The 20,152-nt window shown below is 49.7% G+C and carries 23 protein-coding genes and 1 riboswitch; of the genes, 4 read left to right on the forward strand and 19 right to left on the reverse strand.

All coding sequences use genetic code 11. The features are described from left to right. The first annotated feature begins 4 nt into the window (after window positions 1-4). Together CHL76_RS05975 and serA are read left to right on the forward strand one after the other, a co-directional pair. On the forward strand, window positions 5-496 hold the full coding sequence (locus tag CHL76_RS05975) for an inorganic diphosphatase (RefSeq protein ID WP_094908103.1): 492 nt from the start codon (window positions 5-7) through the stop codon (window positions 494-496). A gap of 254 nt (window positions 497-750) precedes the next feature. Next, entirely contained in the window at window positions 751-2,367 is a 1,617-nt protein-coding gene (gene serA / locus CHL76_RS05980; RefSeq protein ID WP_233133227.1) for a phosphoglycerate dehydrogenase, read from the forward strand. Between the two features lie 38 nt (window positions 2,368-2,405). Here serA and CHL76_RS05985 read toward each other — a convergent pair whose 3' ends face one another. The 10 genes from CHL76_RS05985 to CHL76_RS06030 form a co-directional block, all read right to left on the reverse strand. After that, the gene (locus CHL76_RS05985; RefSeq protein WP_094908104.1) at window positions 2,406-2,894 is read right to left on the reverse strand and encodes a GNAT family N-acetyltransferase; all 489 of its coding nucleotides are present in this window, start codon (window positions 2,892-2,894) and stop codon (window positions 2,406-2,408) included. A gap of 81 nt (window positions 2,895-2,975) precedes the next feature. Then, window positions 2,976-3,410, reverse strand: coding sequence for a hypothetical protein (locus CHL76_RS05990; RefSeq protein WP_079476619.1), 435 nt, complete (start codon window positions 3,408-3,410; stop codon window positions 2,976-2,978). Next, window positions 3,407-3,994 (reverse strand): cob(I)yrinic acid a,c-diamide adenosyltransferase, encoded by a 588-nt coding sequence (locus CHL76_RS05995; protein ID WP_094908105.1) that lies wholly within the window; start codon window positions 3,992-3,994, stop codon window positions 3,407-3,409. Before CHL76_RS05995 ends, CHL76_RS05990 begins: the two co-directional genes overlap by 4 nt. A 14-nt stretch (window positions 3,995-4,008) precedes the next feature. Then, on the reverse strand, window positions 4,009-5,337 hold the full coding sequence (locus CHL76_RS06000) for an ABC transporter ATP-binding protein (protein WP_094908106.1): 1,329 nt from the start codon (window positions 5,335-5,337) through the stop codon (window positions 4,009-4,011). Next, window positions 5,337-6,338 (reverse strand): FecCD family ABC transporter permease, encoded by a 1,002-nt coding sequence (locus CHL76_RS06005; protein WP_186807338.1) that lies wholly within the window; start codon window positions 6,336-6,338, stop codon window positions 5,337-5,339. Before CHL76_RS06005 ends, CHL76_RS06000 begins: the two co-directional genes overlap by 1 nt. A 22-nt stretch (window positions 6,339-6,360) precedes the next feature. Further along, on the reverse strand, window positions 6,361-7,296 hold the full coding sequence (locus tag CHL76_RS06010) for an ABC transporter substrate-binding protein (RefSeq protein WP_158219087.1): 936 nt from the start codon (window positions 7,294-7,296) through the stop codon (window positions 6,361-6,363). 19 nt (window positions 7,297-7,315) lie between these two features. Then, window positions 7,316-8,050 (reverse strand): class I SAM-dependent methyltransferase, encoded by a 735-nt coding sequence (locus CHL76_RS06015; protein WP_094908109.1) that lies wholly within the window; start codon window positions 8,048-8,050, stop codon window positions 7,316-7,318. A 21-nt stretch (window positions 8,051-8,071) separates the two neighbouring features. Next, the gene (locus CHL76_RS06020; RefSeq protein ID WP_094908110.1) at window positions 8,072-9,817 is read right to left on the reverse strand and encodes an ATP-binding protein; all 1,746 of its coding nucleotides are present in this window, start codon (window positions 9,815-9,817) and stop codon (window positions 8,072-8,074) included. Further along, window positions 9,814-10,533: a response regulator transcription factor gene (locus tag CHL76_RS06025; protein ID WP_079476626.1), complete on the reverse strand. Its 720-nt coding sequence runs from the start codon at window positions 10,531-10,533 to the stop codon at window positions 9,814-9,816. The genes CHL76_RS06020 and CHL76_RS06025 overlap by 4 nt, the downstream gene beginning before the upstream one ends. 92 nt (window positions 10,534-10,625) lie before the next feature. Next, window positions 10,626-11,339: a pseudouridine synthase gene (locus CHL76_RS06030; RefSeq protein ID WP_079476627.1), complete on the reverse strand. Its 714-nt coding sequence runs from the start codon at window positions 11,337-11,339 to the stop codon at window positions 10,626-10,628. A gap of 80 nt (window positions 11,340-11,419) precedes the next feature. Between CHL76_RS06030 and CHL76_RS06035 the strand changes: the two genes are divergently transcribed. Continuing rightward, window positions 11,420-11,947, forward strand: a complete 528-nt coding sequence (locus tag CHL76_RS06035; protein ID WP_094908111.1) for a hypothetical protein — start codon at window positions 11,420-11,422, stop codon at window positions 11,945-11,947. Here CHL76_RS06035 and scpB read toward each other — a convergent pair. Next, complete coding sequence (gene scpB, locus CHL76_RS06040) at window positions 11,932-12,504, reverse strand: SMC-Scp complex subunit ScpB (protein ID WP_094908112.1); 573 nt, start codon at window positions 12,502-12,504, stop codon at window positions 11,932-11,934. The two genes, CHL76_RS06035 and scpB, sit on opposite strands and share 16 nt — an antisense overlap. Then, the gene (locus tag CHL76_RS06045) at window positions 12,501-13,241 is read right to left on the reverse strand and encodes a segregation/condensation protein A (RefSeq protein WP_094908113.1); all 741 of its coding nucleotides are present in this window, start codon (window positions 13,239-13,241) and stop codon (window positions 12,501-12,503) included. The genes scpB and CHL76_RS06045 overlap by 4 nt, the downstream gene beginning before the upstream one ends. A gap of 134 nt (window positions 13,242-13,375) precedes the next feature. On the opposite strand from CHL76_RS06045, the gene CHL76_RS06050 reads away from it, so the two are divergent. After that, on the forward strand, window positions 13,376-13,906 hold the full coding sequence (locus CHL76_RS06050) for a DUF309 domain-containing protein (RefSeq protein WP_094908114.1): 531 nt from the start codon (window positions 13,376-13,378) through the stop codon (window positions 13,904-13,906). 54 nt (window positions 13,907-13,960) lie between these two features. On the opposite strand, the gene CHL76_RS06055 is transcribed toward CHL76_RS06050, so the two are convergent. The 7 genes from CHL76_RS06055 to lysA all read right to left on the reverse strand — a co-directional run bounded on the left by CHL76_RS06055 (window position 13,961) and on the right by lysA (window position 20,140). Next, window positions 13,961-14,338, reverse strand: a complete 378-nt coding sequence (locus tag CHL76_RS06055; RefSeq protein ID WP_079476632.1) for a GNAT family N-acetyltransferase — start codon at window positions 14,336-14,338, stop codon at window positions 13,961-13,963. 219 nt (window positions 14,339-14,557) lie between these two features. Then, complete coding sequence (gene ribH, locus CHL76_RS06060; protein WP_079476633.1) at window positions 14,558-15,031, reverse strand: 6,7-dimethyl-8-ribityllumazine synthase; 474 nt, start codon at window positions 15,029-15,031, stop codon at window positions 14,558-14,560. A 12-nt stretch (window positions 15,032-15,043) separates the two neighbouring features. Next, on the reverse strand, window positions 15,044-16,252 hold the full coding sequence (locus tag CHL76_RS06065) for a bifunctional 3,4-dihydroxy-2-butanone-4-phosphate synthase/GTP cyclohydrolase II (protein ID WP_094908115.1): 1,209 nt from the start codon (window positions 16,250-16,252) through the stop codon (window positions 15,044-15,046). Window positions 16,253-16,282: 30 nt separating this feature from the next. Then, the gene (locus CHL76_RS06070; RefSeq protein WP_094908116.1) at window positions 16,283-16,882 is read right to left on the reverse strand and encodes a riboflavin synthase; all 600 of its coding nucleotides are present in this window, start codon (window positions 16,880-16,882) and stop codon (window positions 16,283-16,285) included. Between the two features lie 4 nt (window positions 16,883-16,886). Beyond that, on the reverse strand, window positions 16,887-17,969 hold the full coding sequence (ribD, locus tag CHL76_RS06075) for a bifunctional diaminohydroxyphosphoribosylaminopyrimidine deaminase/5-amino-6-(5-phosphoribosylamino)uracil reductase RibD (protein ID WP_158219088.1): 1,083 nt from the start codon (window positions 17,967-17,969) through the stop codon (window positions 16,887-16,889). A gap of 167 nt (window positions 17,970-18,136) precedes the next feature. After that, a riboswitch (FMN riboswitch) is annotated at window positions 18,137-18,286 on the reverse strand. Window positions 18,287-18,360: 74 nt separating this feature from the next. Further along, window positions 18,361-18,798: a peptidylprolyl isomerase gene (locus CHL76_RS06080; RefSeq protein WP_094908117.1), complete on the reverse strand. Its 438-nt coding sequence runs from the start codon at window positions 18,796-18,798 to the stop codon at window positions 18,361-18,363. A 16-nt stretch (window positions 18,799-18,814) separates the two neighbouring features. After that, window positions 18,815-20,140: a diaminopimelate decarboxylase gene (gene lysA / locus CHL76_RS06085; RefSeq protein ID WP_094908118.1), complete on the reverse strand. Its 1,326-nt coding sequence runs from the start codon at window positions 20,138-20,140 to the stop codon at window positions 18,815-18,817. Between the last annotated feature and the right edge of the window lie 12 nt (window positions 20,141-20,152).

The raw sequence follows: 20,152 nt of genomic DNA on the forward strand, positions 1-20,152 counted from the left end.
TGCCTTGGCAGAAAACAAAGAAGTGGAAGTACTTATTGAAATTCCGACAGGCAGCCAGAACAAATACGAATATGATAAAGACAAAGGGGTCTTTAAACTCGACCGCGTGCTTTTCTCCCCAATGTTTTACCCGGCAGAATATGGCTATATTGATGATACTCTTGCACTCGACGGCGATCCGCTTGACGTACTCGTTCTCGTTACTAACCCAACATTCCCAGGCTGCGTTATCGACGCCCGGGTTATCGGTTACTTAAACATGATTGACGACGGCGATGAAGACCAGAAGCTTCTGGCTGTGCCAACAGAGGATCCTCGTTTTGAAGGTGTTACTACGCTTGATGATGTGCCTCAGCACAAGCTCGATGAAATCTCCCACTTTTTCCAGACGTACAAGGAACTTGAAAAGAAAACAACTAAAATCGGCGGCTGGGAAAACGAAGCAGAAGCGGCCAAGCTTGTGCAGGAATCCATCGATCGTTATAACAATCAGTAATTATTAAGCAGGCCGGCAGCGGGATACTTTTCTGCTGCCGCCAGTTTTTATACATGCGTGTAATTGAAGAGGCTGAACCCCAGTCTCTTTTCGTATTTTCAGCCGCGCCAGGTAAATTGACACTTATACTGGAGTATGATAAAGTACTTCCCAACTACGCATAGACATTTGTCCTCCAGAGATATACATTTGGACATTTAAGTAAAATCGTTAACGAACTTTTTGTGAATGAACGAACAAGGGAGTGGAGTAACATGCAGAAAACTATGAACGAAGAAGAAACAGTGACCAGCAATCAGACATTTCGTGTGCTTGTATCCGATTCAATGAGCAGCGAGGGGCTTGCCCCGCTGCTTGAAAGCGATCAGGTGCAGTGTGTCCAGCAGCACGTAGACGATGCAGAGGACCCCGGTTCCTTTGACGCTCTTTTGGTCCGAAGCGGCACCACCGTTACGGCGGAAGTGATGGATTCCATGCCGAACCTTCGCATCGTTGCCCGTGCCGGCGTTGGGGTGGATAATATTGATATCGATGCAGCTACTAAAAGAGGAATTGTGGTAATTAATGCTCCCGACGGCAATACGATCTCCACAGCCGAGCATACATTCGCAATGATGGCTTCACTCGCCCGGAAAATTCCCCAGGCAAATGCTTCACTTAAATCCGGTGAATGGAACCGTAAGGGTTTCCAGGGTACAGAGCTTCGCGGTAAGACACTCGGTATTGTAGGCTTTGGCCGCATCGGCTCGGAACTTTCTAAACGGGCGCAGAGCTTTGAAATGAGCGTTATCGTGTATGATCCATTTCTCACAAAGGAACGGGCAAATGAAATGGGAGTTGATCTCCGGGACTTTGAAGAACTGCTCGGAGAGGCGGATGTCATTACCGTACATACGCCGCTCACCAAGGATACAAAAGGCATGCTCGGCCACGAGAACCTCGGCAAAACAAAGCCTGGTGTCATGCTTCTAAACTGCGCCCGCGGCGGTATTATCGATGAAGAAGCACTCGCTCATTACCTTGAATCCGGCCACGTAGCAGGCGCGGCGCTCGATGTTTATGAAGAAGAACCAGCGAACGAAAATCCGCTCGTCGCATTCGATCAGGTTGTCAGCACACCACACATTGCTGCTTCTACAAAAGAAGCCCAGCTAAATGTCGCTTCCCAGGTATCTGATGAAGTGCTTCAATTTCTGCAGGGGCTCCCTGCCTTAAACTCCATTAATCTCCCGACAATGTCAAAAGAAAAGTTCGAAGCTATACGTCCATACTATGAATTTGCCCGCCGCATGGGCAATATTATGTCCCAGAGTGTAAAAACGCCTGTCCAGGAGTTGAACGTGCGCTACAGTGGCAACGTAACGGATCTGGAAACGTCTATTCTAACCCGTTCCCTGCTGGCCGGCTTTCTACAGAGCCGCATTGACGCACCGGTCAACGATGTGAATGCCTCCACGATCGCCAGGGAACGGGGCATTGACTACGGCGAACAGTTCGGCTCCCAGTCGCTGGGTTATTCCAACCTGATTAAGGCTACCGTCGAAGGGGAAGGCCGTTCGTTTGCCTTGTACGGCACATACGTAAAGGAATACGGTCCGCGCATTGTGCGCATTAATGACTTTAACGTCGACTTCTACCCAACCGGTCACCTCATTTATATCCAGCATACGGATAAGCCGGGGGTTATTGGTAAAATGGGCCAAATTCTCGGACGCCATCAGATTAACATCGCCACCATGCAGGTGGGGCGCCGGGAGGAAGGCGGCGAAGCTATCATGATGCTCGCCGTTGACCGTGAAGCCAACCAGGATGTTGTAAAAGACTTAACATCCATTGAAGAAATTTCTCTGGCCGATACCATTGAGCTATAGCAATAGTACAAAAGACGTGCCTGCGGGGGCGTCTTTTTTTATGTGCCTTGCCTTCCCTGCCTTTTATCCTTTTTTAAATAAATATTAAAATGATAGACGTCCTCCCGCTCGCCCATTGATTCATATAGTGCCACGGCTGGCGCATCCTCCTGGTCAGCCTGAATGAAAACAGCGGATGCATCAAGGTTTTTAGCTTCTTCCAGTAGAAACCCTAATAGGTTCGTCGCAATTTTCCGTCTGCGGAATTTAACATCTACGGCGAGGTCATAAACGTAGATTTCACACGTTTCCTCTTCCAGCTTGTTCATGACGTAGGCCGTGAGACCGGCCACCACCTGTTCGCCCAGGACAGCTGTACAAATGATCGTACTCTCGTTTGAGAGCTGCTTTAAAAGGTACGCCTCCGAAGGTTTATTTCCCGTATACATCTCTTCTTCTTCAAATACTTCTGCGTAAAGCTCGTTTAGTTTCCTCATTTGTTTCAGACTGTTCTCATTGTTCTTTAAACGTTGATAAATGATCAACATAAGAAAATACCTCCCAGAACAAGTCCTTTTGCGTTAATGATAGCAAAAAGGACGGGCCGCAGCCCGCCATTTTTAGCTTTTTCATGATTTCGGCCACAAATAGCCAAGCAGCTCATTAAGCTGTTTCTCACGGTTTTCTTTCAAATAGTCATCGCCTCTCCGGGTAATAAACGCATGCTTTCCGTCCTTTTGAATCCACTGCTTTTGCATGGCCATCTGCTCTAAAAAGCAGTAGATAAAAATATTTTTCGTTTTTGTATGCTTGCCGTGCCTTTCTAATCTTAAAGACTTCTCCATGACTTTCCAGAAGCGCCGGTGGATATGACCGTCCTCATCGAGCCGGATACGTTCGTGAACCCTTATTCGGATCAGAAAAAACAAACATGCCTCCAGCAGCCAGTTATCCCGTGCTACAGATCCGGACTGCTCGTTCAGCCAGCGGAGCAGTCCGACATCAATGAAAATATCCTCTCCACTCAGCTGGGTTTGAATAGTCCGGGCCGAAAGCTGCTTCATTGCTTGTTCTCCCTCTCCTTCTCAGTAGTGAATACCTTCGCACTTCGTTCATATTCAACATCTGTTTTTCCTGCGCGGCTATTGGCAATTCTTGCGGCACTAAACAAGTAGTCCGACAGACGGTTCACATACATAAGAACCGGGACGGGCACATCTTCATTTTCTCCTGCCCGCACAAGCTCCCGCTCGGCCCGCCGGCATACAGTGCGGGCAAGGTGAAGCTCTGCTGACAGCGACGTTCCGCCCGGAAGAATAAATTTTTGCAGTGGCGGTGCTTCTTCCGTGTACTCATCAATTCGGTTTTCAAGCCATACCACGGTGGAATTATCAACTTTGCGTACCGCCTCTGCCCTTATGTCAGCGACATCACTGCCACAGTCAAATAATTCATGCTGAATACGCTCAAGATCTGTCTGCAGATCCCTCCCGCTTTTTTCCTCCGCCGCCAACAATGCCGCTTTACCAATTAATGCGTTTACTTCTTCAAAGCTTCCAAACGCTTCAATCCGTGCATCACCTTTGTTTCTTTTTCCGCCCACCACGGAGGTATCACCGCGGTCTCCCTGCCTCGTGTACAGCTTCATGTTTTTCACCCTTTCTATCCGAAATCCGAATTGTAGTCATCTAACAATGATTCTATCAATTCTCCGATGTGAAGGTAGTGCCAATGTAACTGTTCTTCCGAAAATGTTTCATTCTTTTTTACTGGTGCTGTCACCATGATCTCTTCCAGCGCCCGGAGGGAAAGCCCGGTATTTGTATGGTAATACATCCATTCAAATGCTTTCCGCTGTATGTACAGCTGCAAGGCTGAAATTTCCTGGGCCGGCCACCCTTCTGCCATATGGAGCCACAAAAAGCACGACCGCCCAGCCCCAAACACAGCCTCCCGGGGGCCTGAGCTTTTTTTCCATATGCGCATCCCCGGCGAAAAGTGAATGATGTGAGCTGACCGCCTCCTCAGTCCATCCTCGAAAATATGCAGATCTCCATTTATTTTATCCACTGATAACACGGTGCCGTAAACCAGCTTTTTTAACGAAGGAGCATACACATTTAATGTTACGCTCGAAACCGCCTGGCATTGATCCGGTGTTTCCGACCATGACAGCGGGACATTCAAAATATTGTCTTCCTGCTTGGGAGGGCGCCAGTACACGGCTGGTGCTTTTATTTCATGCTGCAGACTGACACGAATATCAGCCTGGTACACTTCCGAAAGCCGGCGTTCGTCAAAAACAGCCGCCGGTTCATCGAACGCTTCCACCCTGCCCTCCGAGAGCATCAACACCCGGTCGCAGTAAAGAGCGGCCGCCTGAATATCGTGCATCACAACTATCACAGTTCGGTTTTGTTCCGAAGCCCAGCTGCGGATGTAATTCAACAGCTCAATACGATAGTGAATATCCAGATGGTTGGTCGGCTCATCGAGCAGAAGACATTCCGGTTCCTGTGCCAGCAGTCTTGCGAGCAGTACCCGCTGTTTTTCGCCCCCGCTTAATGCGTGGAACGAATGGAATCTTTTGGTCCAGACGTGCATTTGTCGCATAGCATTCTGAATCACTTGTTCATCTTTTTTATTATTTGCTGCCGGCCACCAGCTTTTTTGATAGGCGTATCTTCCCATTTCTACGACCTGGCGGGCCGAATAGGCCGCCGCTAATTCATCAAACTGCGGCAGGTAGGCGACAGTTTTAGCTCGTTCGGAAGAAGTGAACGAGTTCAAAGGTTTATCTTTATACTGAATACTTCCCGACCATGCCTCATGCAGGCCGGCCATCACGCGGAGCAGTGTGGACTTTCCACTGCCGTTCGGACCGACAACGCCAACCATTTCTCCCGCCCCGGCCATAAAGGAAACCCGGTCGACTACCGTGCTGCTTTTCCCGTAACCTGCAGTTATATTTTCGACTTGAACTTCCGACATTACTGCCACCGCCTTCTTCGCTGATGAAATAGGAGCAGTGCAAACACAGGCGCCCCGGCCAGTGCCGTAATCACCCCGACAGGCACCTCCACCGGAGCAGCAACTGTGCGTGCAATTAAATCTGCAAGCATTAAAAAAACTGCCCCGCCACCAAAGGATAATGGCAGCAGATGTTTATGGTCCGGACCCCACAAAAGCCGGATCATATGCGGAATCACAAGTCCTACAAACCCAATGGTACCTGAAACAGCAACCGCTCCGCCTGTCAGTACTGACGCTCCGGCGAGAAGCAGCATCCTTGTCCTCGGTACATTCACCCCTACCGAGGAAGCGCTGTCCTCGCCAAACGCAAATGCATTAAGGGCGCGCGCCTGTGAAAGCAGCAGTGCTCCTGCCAGAAGGCACGGAACGATCAGCCTAAGATAATCCCATCCTCTGCGGCTCACGCTCCCAAGAAGCCACTGAATAATCTGCCGGAGTTCTTCTCCGCTGAACGCAATCAATAAAGACATAAATGCGCTGAGAAATGAGGTGATAATAATACCAGCAAGAATCATGGTCTCGGTCCGCACGGTGCGTTCCACGGAATAAACAAAAAGCAACAGAACAGCAAGCGTCAAAAAACCGCAGATAATACTCACCACCGGCAGCGTAAAGCTGCCAAGCAAAGGCAGCTGCCAGCCAAAATACAATACGGCGACCGCTCCGAGCGAAGATCCTGAGGACACACCAAGCGTGTAAGGATCGGCAAGCGGGTTTCGAAGCAGTCCCTGAAAGACAGCCCCGGCGAGTCCCAGCGCCCCTCCTACCGCCGCCGCCAGGAGTACACGCGGCAGCCGCACCTCCTGAATAATCGCTTCAGCGCCAGCCGTTGTTTCAAGTGAAAAAGGGAGAAACGGAAATACCTGGGCTAACACCGCTTTGGTGCTTATAGAAAGAGGCACCGCTACACTCCCCATCGAAACAGCGAGAAGAAGCACCCCGGTAAATGCTCCGACCATTAGGAGATAGGTACTTGTGTAATTATTTTTCAGCCATCGCATCCGGATGAATTCTTTCCGCCATTTCCTCTAGCCCCTCAGTAAGACGCGGGCCCGGACGGCTCACTTTATCGCTGCTCAATGCGTATACTTCGTCGTTTTCTACTGCAGGAACAGTCTCCCAGCCTTCTCTTGAACCAATCATCTCCAGCGGTTCTTTCTCTGTAGGGTACGTCGTTAAAATGACATCTGGAGAGGCATCAATAATTTCTTCTTCGCTCACCATCGACCAGCCTTCCAATTCGCTGGCAGCATTTTCTGCATGAACTGCCGACAGCATTTCATCAATAAACGTTCCGCTCCCCGCGGTATACAGGTCAGGAGATGCACCTACTTCCACATACACCTCCTGGCTGGATTCTGCTTCTTCGGTCGCCTTCTTTACGTCTGATACGTCTTTTTTCATTTCACCGATGACTTCCTTGGCTTCTTCTTCCTCTCCGATAGCGGTGCCAATTAATTCGATGCTGTCGTACACAGCGTCAAATGACTGGGCGTCCGGTACGGTAATGACTGGAATACCCGCTTCCTCCACCTGGGATAGAGAATCTTCAATGCCGGAGGAAGCGTGTGCGAGCACCATATCCGGATCCATGGCAATAATCTCTTCAATATTTGGTTCAAGACCCGAACCTACGCTTTCGATGTCTGTCACTTCCTCCGGATATGTATCCGCGTCGGTTCTTGCTTCGATTTTGTTGAGTGCTCCCAGCTCATAAACAATTTCTGTATTGCTCGGCATCAAACTGACGATCTCGTCCGGCGCCTCGTCAAGTGTGATTGTTTCCCCGGAAGCATCCGTAACTTCAATGGCCTCTGTGTTTTCATTACTGCTGCCGTCGTTACCGCTTTCCCCATCAGTGCTGCAGGCAGCAAGTGTCCCTGCTGCCGGTATTATCATCAGTGCTTTAATTTTCATCCATGTTCTTCCTTCCTGCTTATTGTTCTGCAAGCTGGGCGATAAATATCTGCCTCGGGGAAGTTTGGAGTTGAAAAGGAGAAGCATCATAATCGCCGTAAAACGCATGAATCTGCAGGCCATGCGCTTCCATCATGCTTCGCAGCTGGCTTTCCTGATACATTTTCACTTTCTCCATATATCTTCTGGTGGACTCCCCTTCTACAATACTGATTCGCTTTACGATAAATTCATCCTGGATGCTCCGCTCCTGATAAATTTTCAGCCCATCTTTCACCGTTTCATCCCGGGGGACGATATGCTGCTTGATATACTCGGGGTTCAGGTAATCAAAAACAAACCAGCCACCCGGCTTTAATGCAGAAGCCGCCTGTTGAAATATTAATTCATTTTCTTCGTCGTCCGGGAAATAACCAAAGCTTGTAAATAAATTAAAAGCCAGGTCGTATTCCTTCCTAATATGCACGTTGCGGATATCCCCCCGCTGGTACTGCACCGGCAGCCCGTTCGTCAGCTCAATTGCTTTTTTCAGCAGCGCCGGCGACAGATCGATGCCGGTAACATCTACACCTTTTCTTGCCAGCCAACGCGCATGGCGTCCATTGCCGCAGCATAAATCAATAGCTTTCGCACCGGGAGTGAGCGGAATTTTTTCCATCAACGCTGTCAGTTCACTGGCTGCTTTTGTTTCATCACGGTGGTCGTACACTCGCAAATAATCTTCCTGAAAGTGTTCTTCGTACCAAGCTTTCATGCTTAACCGCTCCTCTGGTCTTTACTTATTCGGCAGATCAATATAAAATGTTGTCCCTTTTTCCTGCTCACTTTCTGCTACAATGGCGCCCTGATGGGCATCGACAATATTTTTGACAATGGCAAGGCCAAGTCCGGTGCCGCCCTTACCCCGTGTTCTCGCTTTATCCGCTTTATAAAAGCGTTCAAACACATAAGGCAGATCTTCTTTCGATATACCGCTGCCTGTATCGCTGACTTCCATATGCAGTGATTCGCCGTTTACAGCCCGGATAGTGATGACTCCCCCTGCCTCTGTATGGCGTATCGCATTATGGACCAGGTTTGTTAGAATCTGCTCTACCCGGTCAACATCAATATAGGCGTATTTTTCCGGGGCGTGCAGGTCCAGAACAAGCTGTACCTCAGATTCTTCGGCAAGTCCCTGGAATTTCCGCTCCACCCGCTGAAAGAAGGAGGTAACCTCTTCCTCTTCTTTTTCAAGCTTCAGGTACCCGGCCTCCATCCGGGCAAGGTCAAGCAGTTCATTCACCAGGCGCCCCATCCGCAGCGATTCATCATAAATGATGCGCCCAATCTCTTTCTTCTCTTCCTCTGACGCTGCGATATCATCTACAATTGCTTCACTGTAGCCCTGGAGCATGCTGATGGGTGTCCTCAGCTCGTGGGAGACATTGGCAATAAAGTCCTTGCGCAGCTTATCGTGCCGGCGTTCTTCTGTCATGTCCCTGACTACAGCTACTGCCCCGCGCACATCCTCGTTTCCGTAAAGCGGGGTGACAAGCACGGCAAAACTCCGGCCCTGCACCTCGAACTCATCAAGCTGCTCCATTTCTGTCTCTACCGCTTTTTCAAACAGACTCGTCAGTTCGACTGGAATGGCACGAGCTTCCTGCTTCTCTTCGAGCCGATTTAAACGAATGAAATAGTCCGCCGGAGGATTGGTTAATACCATAGTTCCTCCCCGGTCAAACGTGATTACGCCATCAGCCATACTGTGCAAAATGCGGCTGAGCTGCTCTTTCTCCTGATTCAAGGCTGTCAGATTCTGCGACAGCTCCCGGCGCATCCGGTTAAAGGCGTTACCGAGCTGCCCGATTTCATCGTTGCTGACTACAGGAACCTTGGATTCAAAGTCTCCCTTGAGCACATTGAGAGCGAGCTCCCTCATTTTCCGAAGCGGGGCTGTGATACGTGTGCTCAGAAAAAACGCAAAAACGGTCGTTAAAATAATAGCAATGCCGGCCGAAAGCAGGATAATCTGCTTTGTTTCCCCCGTCGTTTCTTCAATAACCGAGAGCGACTGATACACATACACTTCGCCCTCCCGGCCATCGCTTGTCGTAAACGGCTCACCCACAACAAAAATTTCGTCTTCGCCGCTGTCGGTGGAAAAGGTGTCGTGAACCGTCACCTGCTCCCTTGCTCCAGAGACACTGCCAAGCTCACTGCTATCCTGAATATCCGAAGCCGCCAGCCCTTCTCCTTCTCCTGAGCCGTACCAGAGATTATCATCGATAAATACCATCACTTCGGAATTATATGTGCCGGCAATTTGATCAATGACTGGCTGCGAACTTTCCGGGGAATTCTCTTCCTGCAGCGATGTAGCAATAATCTCAGCATTGTTGGTTAACTGGGTTTCCGCTTCCGAAATATTAAACTGTTCGAAAAACTGAAGCAGCAGGATGGTAAGAATTAGCAGCACCACTGTTAAGAGTCCCAGTATCGTCAGCCAAAGTTTTCCGACGACGCTGCGCCAGATCATTGCTTCTGTTCCACCTCGAACTTATATCCAACGCCCCAGACCGTCGCGATCATGTCTGCGGCATCTTCAGAAACCTTATTCAGTTTTTCACGCAGACGCTTCACATGGGTGTCCACCGTTCGAAGGTCTCCAAAGAAATCATATTTCCATACGTCTTTCAGAAGCTGCTCCCGCGAAAATACTTTGTCCGGAGATTGGGCCAGGTACAGCAACAGCTCATATTCCTTCGGTGTGAGGCCGATAATTTTATTATCCACTGTTACCCGGTGGGCATCATTATCAATAGTTAAATGCGGGAAAACCAGCACTTCATTGGCAGAAGCTTCCGGCTTCATATATTTGGTGGAAGAAGAGCGCCGCAGCAGTGCTTTTACACGCAGCGTCACTTCACGCGGACTGAATGGCTTAACGATATAATCGTCTGCCCCTACTTCAAACCCCTGCACCCGGTTGGACTCTTCTCCTTTAGCCGTCAACATAATCACCGGGGTCGCTTTCGTTTCGCGCAGCTGTTCACATACTTCCTCGCCGTCCATGCCAGGAAGCATTAAATCGAGCAGGATGACGTCGTAGTCCTTTTCCAAAGCCATCGCGAGGGCATCTTCCCCGTTTTCCGCTTCTTCGATCACAAAGTCTTCGCGTTCCAAGTACATTCGGATGAGCCGTCGGATCCTCGCTTCATCGTCTACGACTAGTATTGTTGTCTGCTGATCCATGAAATCCTCTCCTGTCTGCAAAGCTTATACATTCATTTTACCTACCGCCAGGTCAAGATTCCAAGCGGCAGAACTGAAACATTAATGAACTTTTAGGCCAGGTCTTTGAGCTGTTTGACTTCTTTTGGCTTCAGCGGGCGTGTCTCTCCCGGGTTCATTCCGAGCAGATCTAGCATGCCATAGCGTTCGCGCTTCAGTTTTTCTACCGGATGACCGATTTTTTCAAACATACGGCGAATCTGATGATTTCTTCCTTCATGAATAACAATTTCAATAATCGAGCTGTTGCCTTTTTTATTAGCCGACTTAACATTTACTTTCGCCGGAGCCGTTTTTACCCCATCAAGCTCAACGCCATGGCGAAGCAGCTGCAGCTTTTCTGCTGACGGCTTCCCGGTCACTTTCGCAATATACGTCTTTTTCACGTTACTTTTTGGGTGCATCATTTTATTGGCAAATTCACCGTCGTTGGTTAAAAGCAGCAGACCGGATGTATCATAATCCAGCCGGCCGACGGGAAAAATACGTGCTTTCACTTCCGGAAAGAAGTCGGTAACCACTTTGCGGTTTTTATCATCTGCTACTGCCGATATCACCTGCTTCGGCTTGTACAGCAAATAATACACTGGTTCCTCCTTCGTAAGAGGAATGCCGTCCACCTCCACTTGGTCATTCATACCAACTTTACTGCCGAGCTCTTTAACTGTTTTGCCGTTCACTTTCACCCGGCCATCGGTAATATAATCTTCTGCTTTTCTTCTTGAAGTGATGCCAGCCTGGGCAATCACTTTTTGTAGTCTTTCCATAAATGGGCCTCCTAGAGTTTCTTCTGCTTATTTTATTTTCTTCCTGCTTCCGCTACAATACGGAGAAAGGAGCGTTCCACATGACATTTCATTTTTTGATTCTTTATACAGCTTTGCTGCTTCTTGCCGGAACAGCTGTCGGCACCACTGCCCGTATTCGCCGCACAGGCAGGCGGCTCAGAGAGATAGAGCAGCGGGTAAGCCGTCTCGAAACTGAAGCGGAATCCGCCCGGTCACAGGCCTATACTGCCTCCGTCGAGCAAGAGATCTACATCCAGTTTATGACGGTGAAAGACGCCTTGTTTCAACAGCTTAAATCTCCTCACCCCCGGGCTCTCCGAGAATCCGAACACGCGATACGGCTTTCAGGGGAACAGCTGAATATCGCTTTTTCTCCCAGCGAAGCGGAGAACCTGCGGCAGTTTTTTCAGCACTACCATCTGTATCTCAATACATACTGGAAGACGGGCGGGAATGGGTGGAAAACCGTGTTTGTATCAAACGTACAAAACGGCGCTGACAGTTGGGAAACTGTCCACGCCGCCACGAAGTCGCTGTACCAGGAAGCAGAGCGCTTATCAGCGCTGTTTACTTATTCTTCATCTTGATACAGCTCCCGGAAAAACAAATCCGCCTGTTCTACTTGCTCTTCCTCTCCAAGCGGCGGCAGTTCCTCCAGGGTTTCGAGCCCAAAATACTCTAAAAAGCGGATGGTCGTTATAAAAGACATGGGCCTTCCCGGCTTCTGTGTCCGTTCAAATTCTTTTACGAGCCCTTTGGTCAGCAGAGTCTGCAGCGCCCGGTCCGACTTCACTCCGCGCACCTGATCGATATCTGCCCGCAGCACCGGCTGATTGTAAGCAATAATCGCAAGTGTCTCGAGCGCCGCCTGACTGAGCGTCTGCCGGTTCTGCTGCTCACTGAACTGCTCAATCGCTCCGGCCGCTTCCGGCACCGTTGCAAAGAAAAACGTATTCTCTGCCTGAGTGATCTGCAGGCCGCCTTCCCGCTCTGCCCAATCTTCCTTTAAGGAGGTTAAGTATTCAAAGGCGGCCTCCGTTTCTATGCCCAGTGCTCCGGCGGCCTGTTTGGCTTGCAAACCCTCATCTCCACTAATATAAAGCAAGGCTTCGAGTGTGCCCTCAATCGTTCTTTCCCGTTTCATGCCTTCACCTTTTCTGCCTGTTGAATCGTTATATCATCAAAGTTATTCGCCTGCTCGCAGCGAATCTGTTTTTGTTTCATCAGCTCAAGCAGAGCGAGAAAAGTTACGACCATCTGAGGCCTGGTTCTCGTTTCTGCGAACAGCTGGTAAAATGAACAGCCTTCAAGTCGTTCGAGTTCTTCCATTACTTCCGTCATTCGCTCTTCTACCGAGTACTCATCTGCCCGGACGGTGGCCTGGGGCGGGTGGGCATTTTTCGCCCGTTCTTTCATTTTCTGGAATGCTGCAACCATGTCGTATACCGTCAGCCCATCTGGAAGACCTTCATCCCTTGCATCATCGGTGCTCCATTCACTGAGTGGCTTTTTGTACACCTGCTGCTGTTCCTGCTCCCGGTGCTGCAGTTTTCCGGCTGCTTCTTTGTAGCGCTTGTATTCTTCAAGCTGCTCAATCAGCTGTTCTTTTGGATCTTCTTCCTCCATCCAGGTATCCTCGTCCACTGTCACAGGCAGTAAGGTCTGGCTTTTGATCTGCAGAAGCGTTGCGGCCATTACGAGATATTCTCCCGCTACGTCAAGCTCGAGCTCCTGCATAGTGCGCACGTACTGCAAATACTGATCCGTAATTGCAGCCAGCGGAATATCCTGGATATCCATCTCCGCCTGCTGGACAAAATGGAGCAGCACATCGAGCGGACCTTCAAATTGATCAATTTTTACTTTATACTGCTCGGACATAGTTCTCATCCTTCATCACTTGTTGAGTGCTGTTGCAAGTATATCATATCCGCTGTAAGCAGAGCATGCGTTTTCCCCGCCTGTTTTTGATACAATCAGTTTCATCAATAATTTTTAAAAGGAGAAATTACTGTATGTATCCGGACGCCTACATTCTATTTCTTGTCGAATTTCACAGCACCCGCGACTACTTTGAATGCCACGAAATACTCGAAGACCACTGGAAAGAAACCCCTTCCGGAAAACGCGATCCTGTATGGCCCGGCCTGATCCAGATCGCTGTCGGCCTGTATCACGAGCGGAGAGGAAATCTTACCGGCGCTTCAAAGTGTCTTCGGAACGCCTTCTCGATTCTCGAACCACTGCCTCTCCGGTTGCAGGAACTCGGGCTTGATGCTGAAAGACTGGCGCTTCGTATCCAGAAGCAGCTCGACCACCTCGGAGAGCCGTACCAGGACATGAATCTGCCAATTATGGATTCCGGGCTAGAAGCCCAGTGCCAGCATTTGTGTGAAAAGAAAAATATGCGGTGGCTTCAGGCATCGCCGCTTGAAGATACGGACCTTGTACACAAACACGTGCTTCGGGACCGTTCGGATATCGTTCATGAACGCGACAAACAGCTCCGTATCCGGGCCAAGCAGCGCCGGAGCCGTCACCCATGATTCTCCCCTCTGTACCTTTCCATAAAAAAACCCGCCGTTTACCGGCGGGTAATATTAGTTCACTTCATTTTCAAGAATATCTTTTTGGTGTTCATCACATACCTGCAGGAACTGGACTGTTTCTTTACTGGCACTCAGGTCCTGATCGAGCCGCCCCCGGACAGCCTGTACCATTTTTTTGCCAATTCCTTCATCCCGATAGGATGGATTTACGCACACATGGCGAAGCTCTGCTGTGCCGTTTTCGGTATAGCGCAGACCGACGACGCCGACAATGTCATCTTCTTCTTTCCACATAAACAGCTGCCAGTCATCCATTTCTTCATACTGCTGGACTGTTTCCTGAAGCTTTTTCACATCTTTTTCTTCCGGCATGTACGAAAGAAGCCCCATCGCTATCTTTTTATAGGATTGTTTATACTTAATCAACATAGCCAATTATCCCTCTTTGTGATCAGAATTTCAGACAAATTTGTCTTCATTTCCATAATTTACGCAAACCGGTATCTAAATTCACCATTGACCATACACGCTTTTGGGCAGAAATGCAAGAGGAATATAGGTATTTATAACTGAAAGCCGCTCATCCCTGCTCATGCGCATGTACTCAATCACAAAAGAATCACACGGCTTTAAACCGTGTGATTCATTCTACTCCATACGGATATTTTTTGCAAGATTGGCCATTTCCACTGCACCCATAGCCGCTTCCGAGCCTTTGTTCCCAGCTTTCGTACCGGCCCGCTCGATCGCCTGCTCAATGGATTCAACAGTAATGATGCCATTGATTACCGGAAGCTGTTCCTGCAGGGAAACATTCGCGACTCCCTTGGCTGATTCACTGCTAACATAGTCAAAATGCGGCGTTGCACCGCGTATGACGGTCCCAATTGCCACAATCGCGTCGTATTTTTTCGTTTTGGCTGCCTGCTGGGCAGCAAAAGGAATTTCAAATGCCCCCGGCACCCAGATGATATCTATATCTTCTTCCTTCAGCCCACTGCGGGTAAGCGTACTTTCTGCTCCTTCGAGCAGCTGTTTGTTAATGAATTCATTAAACCGTGCTACGACGATCGCTATTTTTTGTCCACTGCCGTTCACGTTTCCTTCAATAGTATTTCCCATTGTATATTCCTCCTAAAAATGAAGCATGTGTCCCAATTTTTGAAACTTCGTGCGCATGTATTTCTCGTTTTCCTCCTGCAATGGCAGCTGTATCGCAATTCGCTGTGTCACTTCAAGGCCATAGCCGGAAATGCCCGTGATTTTTCTGGGATTGTTTGTAAGAAGCTTCATTTTGCCAACTCCAATATCCCGGAGCACCTGGGCACCGATCCCATATTCGCGCAGATCGTCCGGAAAGCCAAGTTTTTTGTTTGCTTCCACCGTATCGTAGCCGGCTTCCTGCAGTTCATATGCTTTCAATTTATTAATCAGGCCAATGCCGCGCCCTTCCTGGCGCATATAGAGCAGCACGCCTTTCCCCTCTTTTTCGATCTGCATCAAAGCTGCTTGCAGCTGCGGCCCGCAGTCACAGCGCTTCGAACCGAATACATCCCCGGTCAGGCATTCCGAATGCACCCTCACCAGCGTTTCTTCCTCCGGATCGATCTTCCCTTTCACCAGCGCCATCATTTCTTTACCATCAATAGACGATGTGAAACCGAGCGCACGAAAATCACCGAATTCGGTCGGAAGACTCGTGTCCGCCTCCCGCTTCACTAATTTTTCACGATGGCGCCGGTAGCTGATCAAATCTTTAATCGTCACCATTTTTAAGCCGAACCGGTCGGCGATTTCGCGCAATTCCGGCACCCTGGCCATTTCCCCGTCTTCTCTCGTAATTTCACAAATCGTGCCTGATGGCGTCTTTCCGGAAAGCCGAGCAAGGTCTATCGCAGCTTCCGTGTGGCCGGCCCGCTGCAGCACCCCGCCTTCCTTTGCTATCAGTGGAAACACATGGCCCGGACGCTGAAAATCTCCCGGTTCTGCGGTCTGGTTGGCCAGTTGCTGAATTGTCAGCGCACGCTCGGAAGCACTGATGCCGGTTTTGGACGATACATGGTCAACGCTCACCGTAAAAGCAGTGCCGTGCGGATCGGTATTCTGATCAGCCATTGGCTGAAGCTGCAGGAGCTCCGCCTGCTCTTCTGTGATCGGCGTGCACACGAGGCCGCGACCGTGCGTAATCATAAAATTAATAGTTTGGGCATCAATATTTTCTGACAGGGCGACAAAGTCTCCTTCGTTCTCCCGGTCTTCGTCATCACAAACGATCACCACCTGCCCTTTTCTCAGTTCGTCTATCGCTTCTTCAATGGGGTCAAACCAGCGTCGTTCCTCCATGGTATCGTTCCTACTTTCTTTGCAAAGGTTTTATTTTTCTGCAGTCAACAAACGTTCTGTATATTTAGCAAGCATATCGCATTCGATATTGACCAGATCACCGGCCTGTTTTGCTGACAGGTTGGTTACCTGCCAGGTATGCGGAATAATCGAAAGAGTAAATGTTTCTTTTTCATCATCCACCCCGAAAATCGTCAGGCTGATACCGTCGACCGTGACGGAGCCCTTATTGGTCATATAACGAAGCTGCTCCTTTGGTGTCTGGACATGAACATAAATCATGTTTTCTTCTTCTTCAATGGAAGCAATGGTTCCAGTGGCATCTACATGCCCCTGTACAAAATGCCCGCCAAACCGTCCACCGGCCTGCATCGCAAGCTCCAGGTTTACGCGCGTGCCTTCTTCCATATGCTTTAGGCTTGTATGCTTGAGCGTTTCAGCCATCACATCCACGTATACCCTCTGGCCTTTTTTAGCCGTGGCCGTCAGGCAGATGCCGTTCACCGCGATGCTGTCGCCAATCCGGATACTATTCATATCCAAATCACTCTCAAGCTCCAGCTGAATTAAATTTTCCTGGTGCGTCATTTTTGACACTGTTCCTGTCGCTTCTACAATTCCCGTAAACATGCTTTCACTCCCCGGCCTGCAGCGTATATTTTCGGTCCTGCCCGAATGTCTCTTCTTTTATCAGTGAAAATGCCCGGGCCTCCTGAAGTGTCGAAATACCGCTTCCCTGGTATACTCCGGGTGCATTTTCCCCGCCAATCACCATCGGCGCTACGTACATTAAATATTCCTGAATCATTTCAGCTTCCAGAAAGGACCCGAGAACGCCGGCCCCTCCTTCCACAAATAATGAGACGATTTTCGTTTCTCCGAGTACATCCAGTACCGCGGAGATATTTTTCACGCCGGAAGCCACTGGTATCACTTCAGCCCCCGCTTCTTCGAGGCGGCGCGTCTTTTCAGTGTCGGCCGGCTCATTCGTAAGGATATAGACCGGAGCTGCTCCGTCCTTCAGCATGCGGCTGTTTTCCGGCATCCGGAGCGTACTGTCGAGTACTACCCGCGTCGGTGTCACTCCCGTTTCCGGCACCCGGGCCGTGAGGGACGGATCGTCACTCAGTACCGTCCCGATGCCGACCAATATGCCGTCGCACCGGCGCCGTTCCTTGTGGACGTCCTCCCGGGCTTCTTCCCCTGTGATCCACTGGCTTTCTCCTGTTGCAGTAGCCGTTTTGCCGTCCAGAGAAGAAGCTGTTTTGGCAGTGACATAAGGGCGGCCGGACTCAATAAAATGAAAAAACTTCCGATTTAAATAGGCTGCTTCTTCCTGCTTCACTCCGGTGACGACTTCAAGACCAGCGTCTTTCATCATCTGTATGCCATTTCCAGCTACAAGCGGGTTGGGGTCTGTCGCCGCTACCACGACCCTGGCTATTCCCGCTTCAATAATCTGCTTAGCACACGGCGGGGTTCGGCCGTAATGGCTGCAGGGTTCGAGAGTGACATAGATCGTCGCCCCTTCAGTTTTGTTCCCTGCCATGTCAAGGGCATGTACTTCTGCATGTGCTTCACCAGAGCGAAGGTGCGCCCCCATCCCAACGATTCTTCCCTCTTTAACGACGACGGCACCGACCATCGGATTCGGGTAAGTCTGCCCTTCTGTCGAGCGTGCCAGTTCAAGCGCTGTATGCATCCATGTATGATCCATATGGCCGGACCTCCTTTGGTGTTCACCTGTTTTCATTGATTACAAAAATAAAAAGCCCCCGGATAAACATCCGGGGGCTTTTACACATACGTATCCAAAATAATCTCCTATTCTTGTCGCACGAACCTTGCGGCGGCAGACAGAAAAACAGAATTTTTTCGAATACGGTTTTCCTTCTCCCATCCAGACTATTACTGTCGGCTTCAGAGTTGCACTGAATCCACCGTCCACGCCTTTGGCGCTTACCGGGTCACGGACTGAAAAGCATTCGCTTTATCACCGTCGGTTGGGACTTGCACCCGACCCCGAAGGATGTTGATCACTATCAACGTACCGTATGAAGTTAAAATACATTTTATTACTTTCTTATTTATCCGTCAAAACATTCAGCTTATGCTTCGTCCCAGACACGTACTTCCTTCATAACATCCTGCGCCTGGATCCGGTCCACCTGGTCCATATTGTCTGTCACACGGCCAAATACCGTATGTACACCGTTTAGGTGCGGCTGTTGGTCGAACAGAATAAAGAACTGGCTGCCGCCTGTGTCTTTTCCAGCGTGAGCCATCGACAAATAGCCTCTTTCGTGGGTGCGTGGATTGCCCTCCGTTTCACACGGGATTGTATACCCCGGGCCGCCATCGCCGCGGTTGTTCGGGCACCCCCCCTGGGCGACAAAGCCCGGAATAACGCGGTGGAACGTGAGCCCATCGTAAAAACCTTCATTTGCCAGGCTTTCAAAGTTTTTCACTGTTCCCGGTGCATCCTCCGGGAAAAATTCCAATGTTACTGTTTCTCCGTTTTCAAATGCGATTTTGCCTTTTTTCATTTCTCTCTACTCCTTTTTATTTGGTTTTTGCTTTTGCCGGTACGTAAGACAGGTCGTACTGAAGAATGTCTTCATACGTTTCTCCGCGGACCACCAGGTGTGATTCTCCGTCTTCGGCAAAAACGACTGGCGGACGCGGGAGGCGGTTGTAATTGTTGGCCATGGAATACCCGTAGGCTCCAGTACAAAAAACCGCCAATGTATCATTGGTTCTCACTTCTGGAAGCGGCAGGTTCCAAATCAACATATCGCCGCTTTCACAAAGCTTGCCGGCAACCGAAAACGTATCATCAGCTTTTTCATGACCGCGATTGGCAAGAATGCCTTCATACTCTGCCTGATAAAGCGCCGGACGAATGTTATCCGACATGCCGCCATCCACTGAAATGTAACGGCGGACCCCTGGAATGTCTTTTTTCGAACCTACGTCATATAAGGTTGTGCCGGCATCGCCACTGATGGACCTTCCTGGTTCGATCCAGATTTCTGGCACGTCCATGCCGGTCCGCAGCGCTTCCTGTTTAACCGACTGAATCATGTCCTGAACGTACTGCTCCGGCGCGAGCGGCTCGTCTCCTTCCACGTAGCGGATCCCAAAGCCACCACCGCAGTTCAGCACCTCCGGCGTGAAATGAAGGTGCTCCTGCCAGTGCACAAACTGATCGAACAGTTTTTTGATAGCCATGGTAAAACCGCTCGTTTCAAAAATCTGTGAGCCAATATGGCAATGCACGCCCTTTATATTGATGGACGGACTCTGCTGGAGACGGTAAATAGCCTGATCTGCCTGGCCGGAGGTGAGATCAAAGCCGAACTTTGAATCCTCCTGCCCGGTGGAAATGTACTCATGTGTATGCGCCTCGATACCCGGAGTGGTCCGGATCAACGCTTCCACATGGGTCTGCTGCTTCGCCGCCTGCTGTTCAATCAAATGAATCTCATGAAAATTATCGATCACAAAACAGCCGATGCCGAGCTCAATGGCAAGGGCGATTTCTGCTTCGCTTTTATTATTACCGTGAAAATGCACTTTTTCCATCGGAAAACCGGCTTTTGACGCCGTCATCAGCTCTCCACCGGAAACCACATCCAAACTGAGTCCCATTTCCTTCGCAAGCTGGGACATTGCGACGCAACTGAATGCTTTGCTCGCATAGGCAACCTGATACGTTATCCCGTTATCTTCAAAAGCTTGCTGAAACCCCCGGGCCCGCTCACGCATTAAAGCGACATCATACACGTAAACCGGGCTCCCGTATTCATGCTTTATATTAACCGTGTCCACTCCGCCAATCTCCAGGTGGCCGTGTTCATTTATATGGTGCGTTCCATGAAGCTGCATATTATTCTCCCC

The organism is Marinococcus halophilus, from assembly GCF_002265875.1.
In the GTDB taxonomy this organism is placed as follows: domain Bacteria; phylum Bacillota; class Bacilli; order Bacillales; family Marinococcaceae; genus Marinococcus; species Marinococcus halophilus.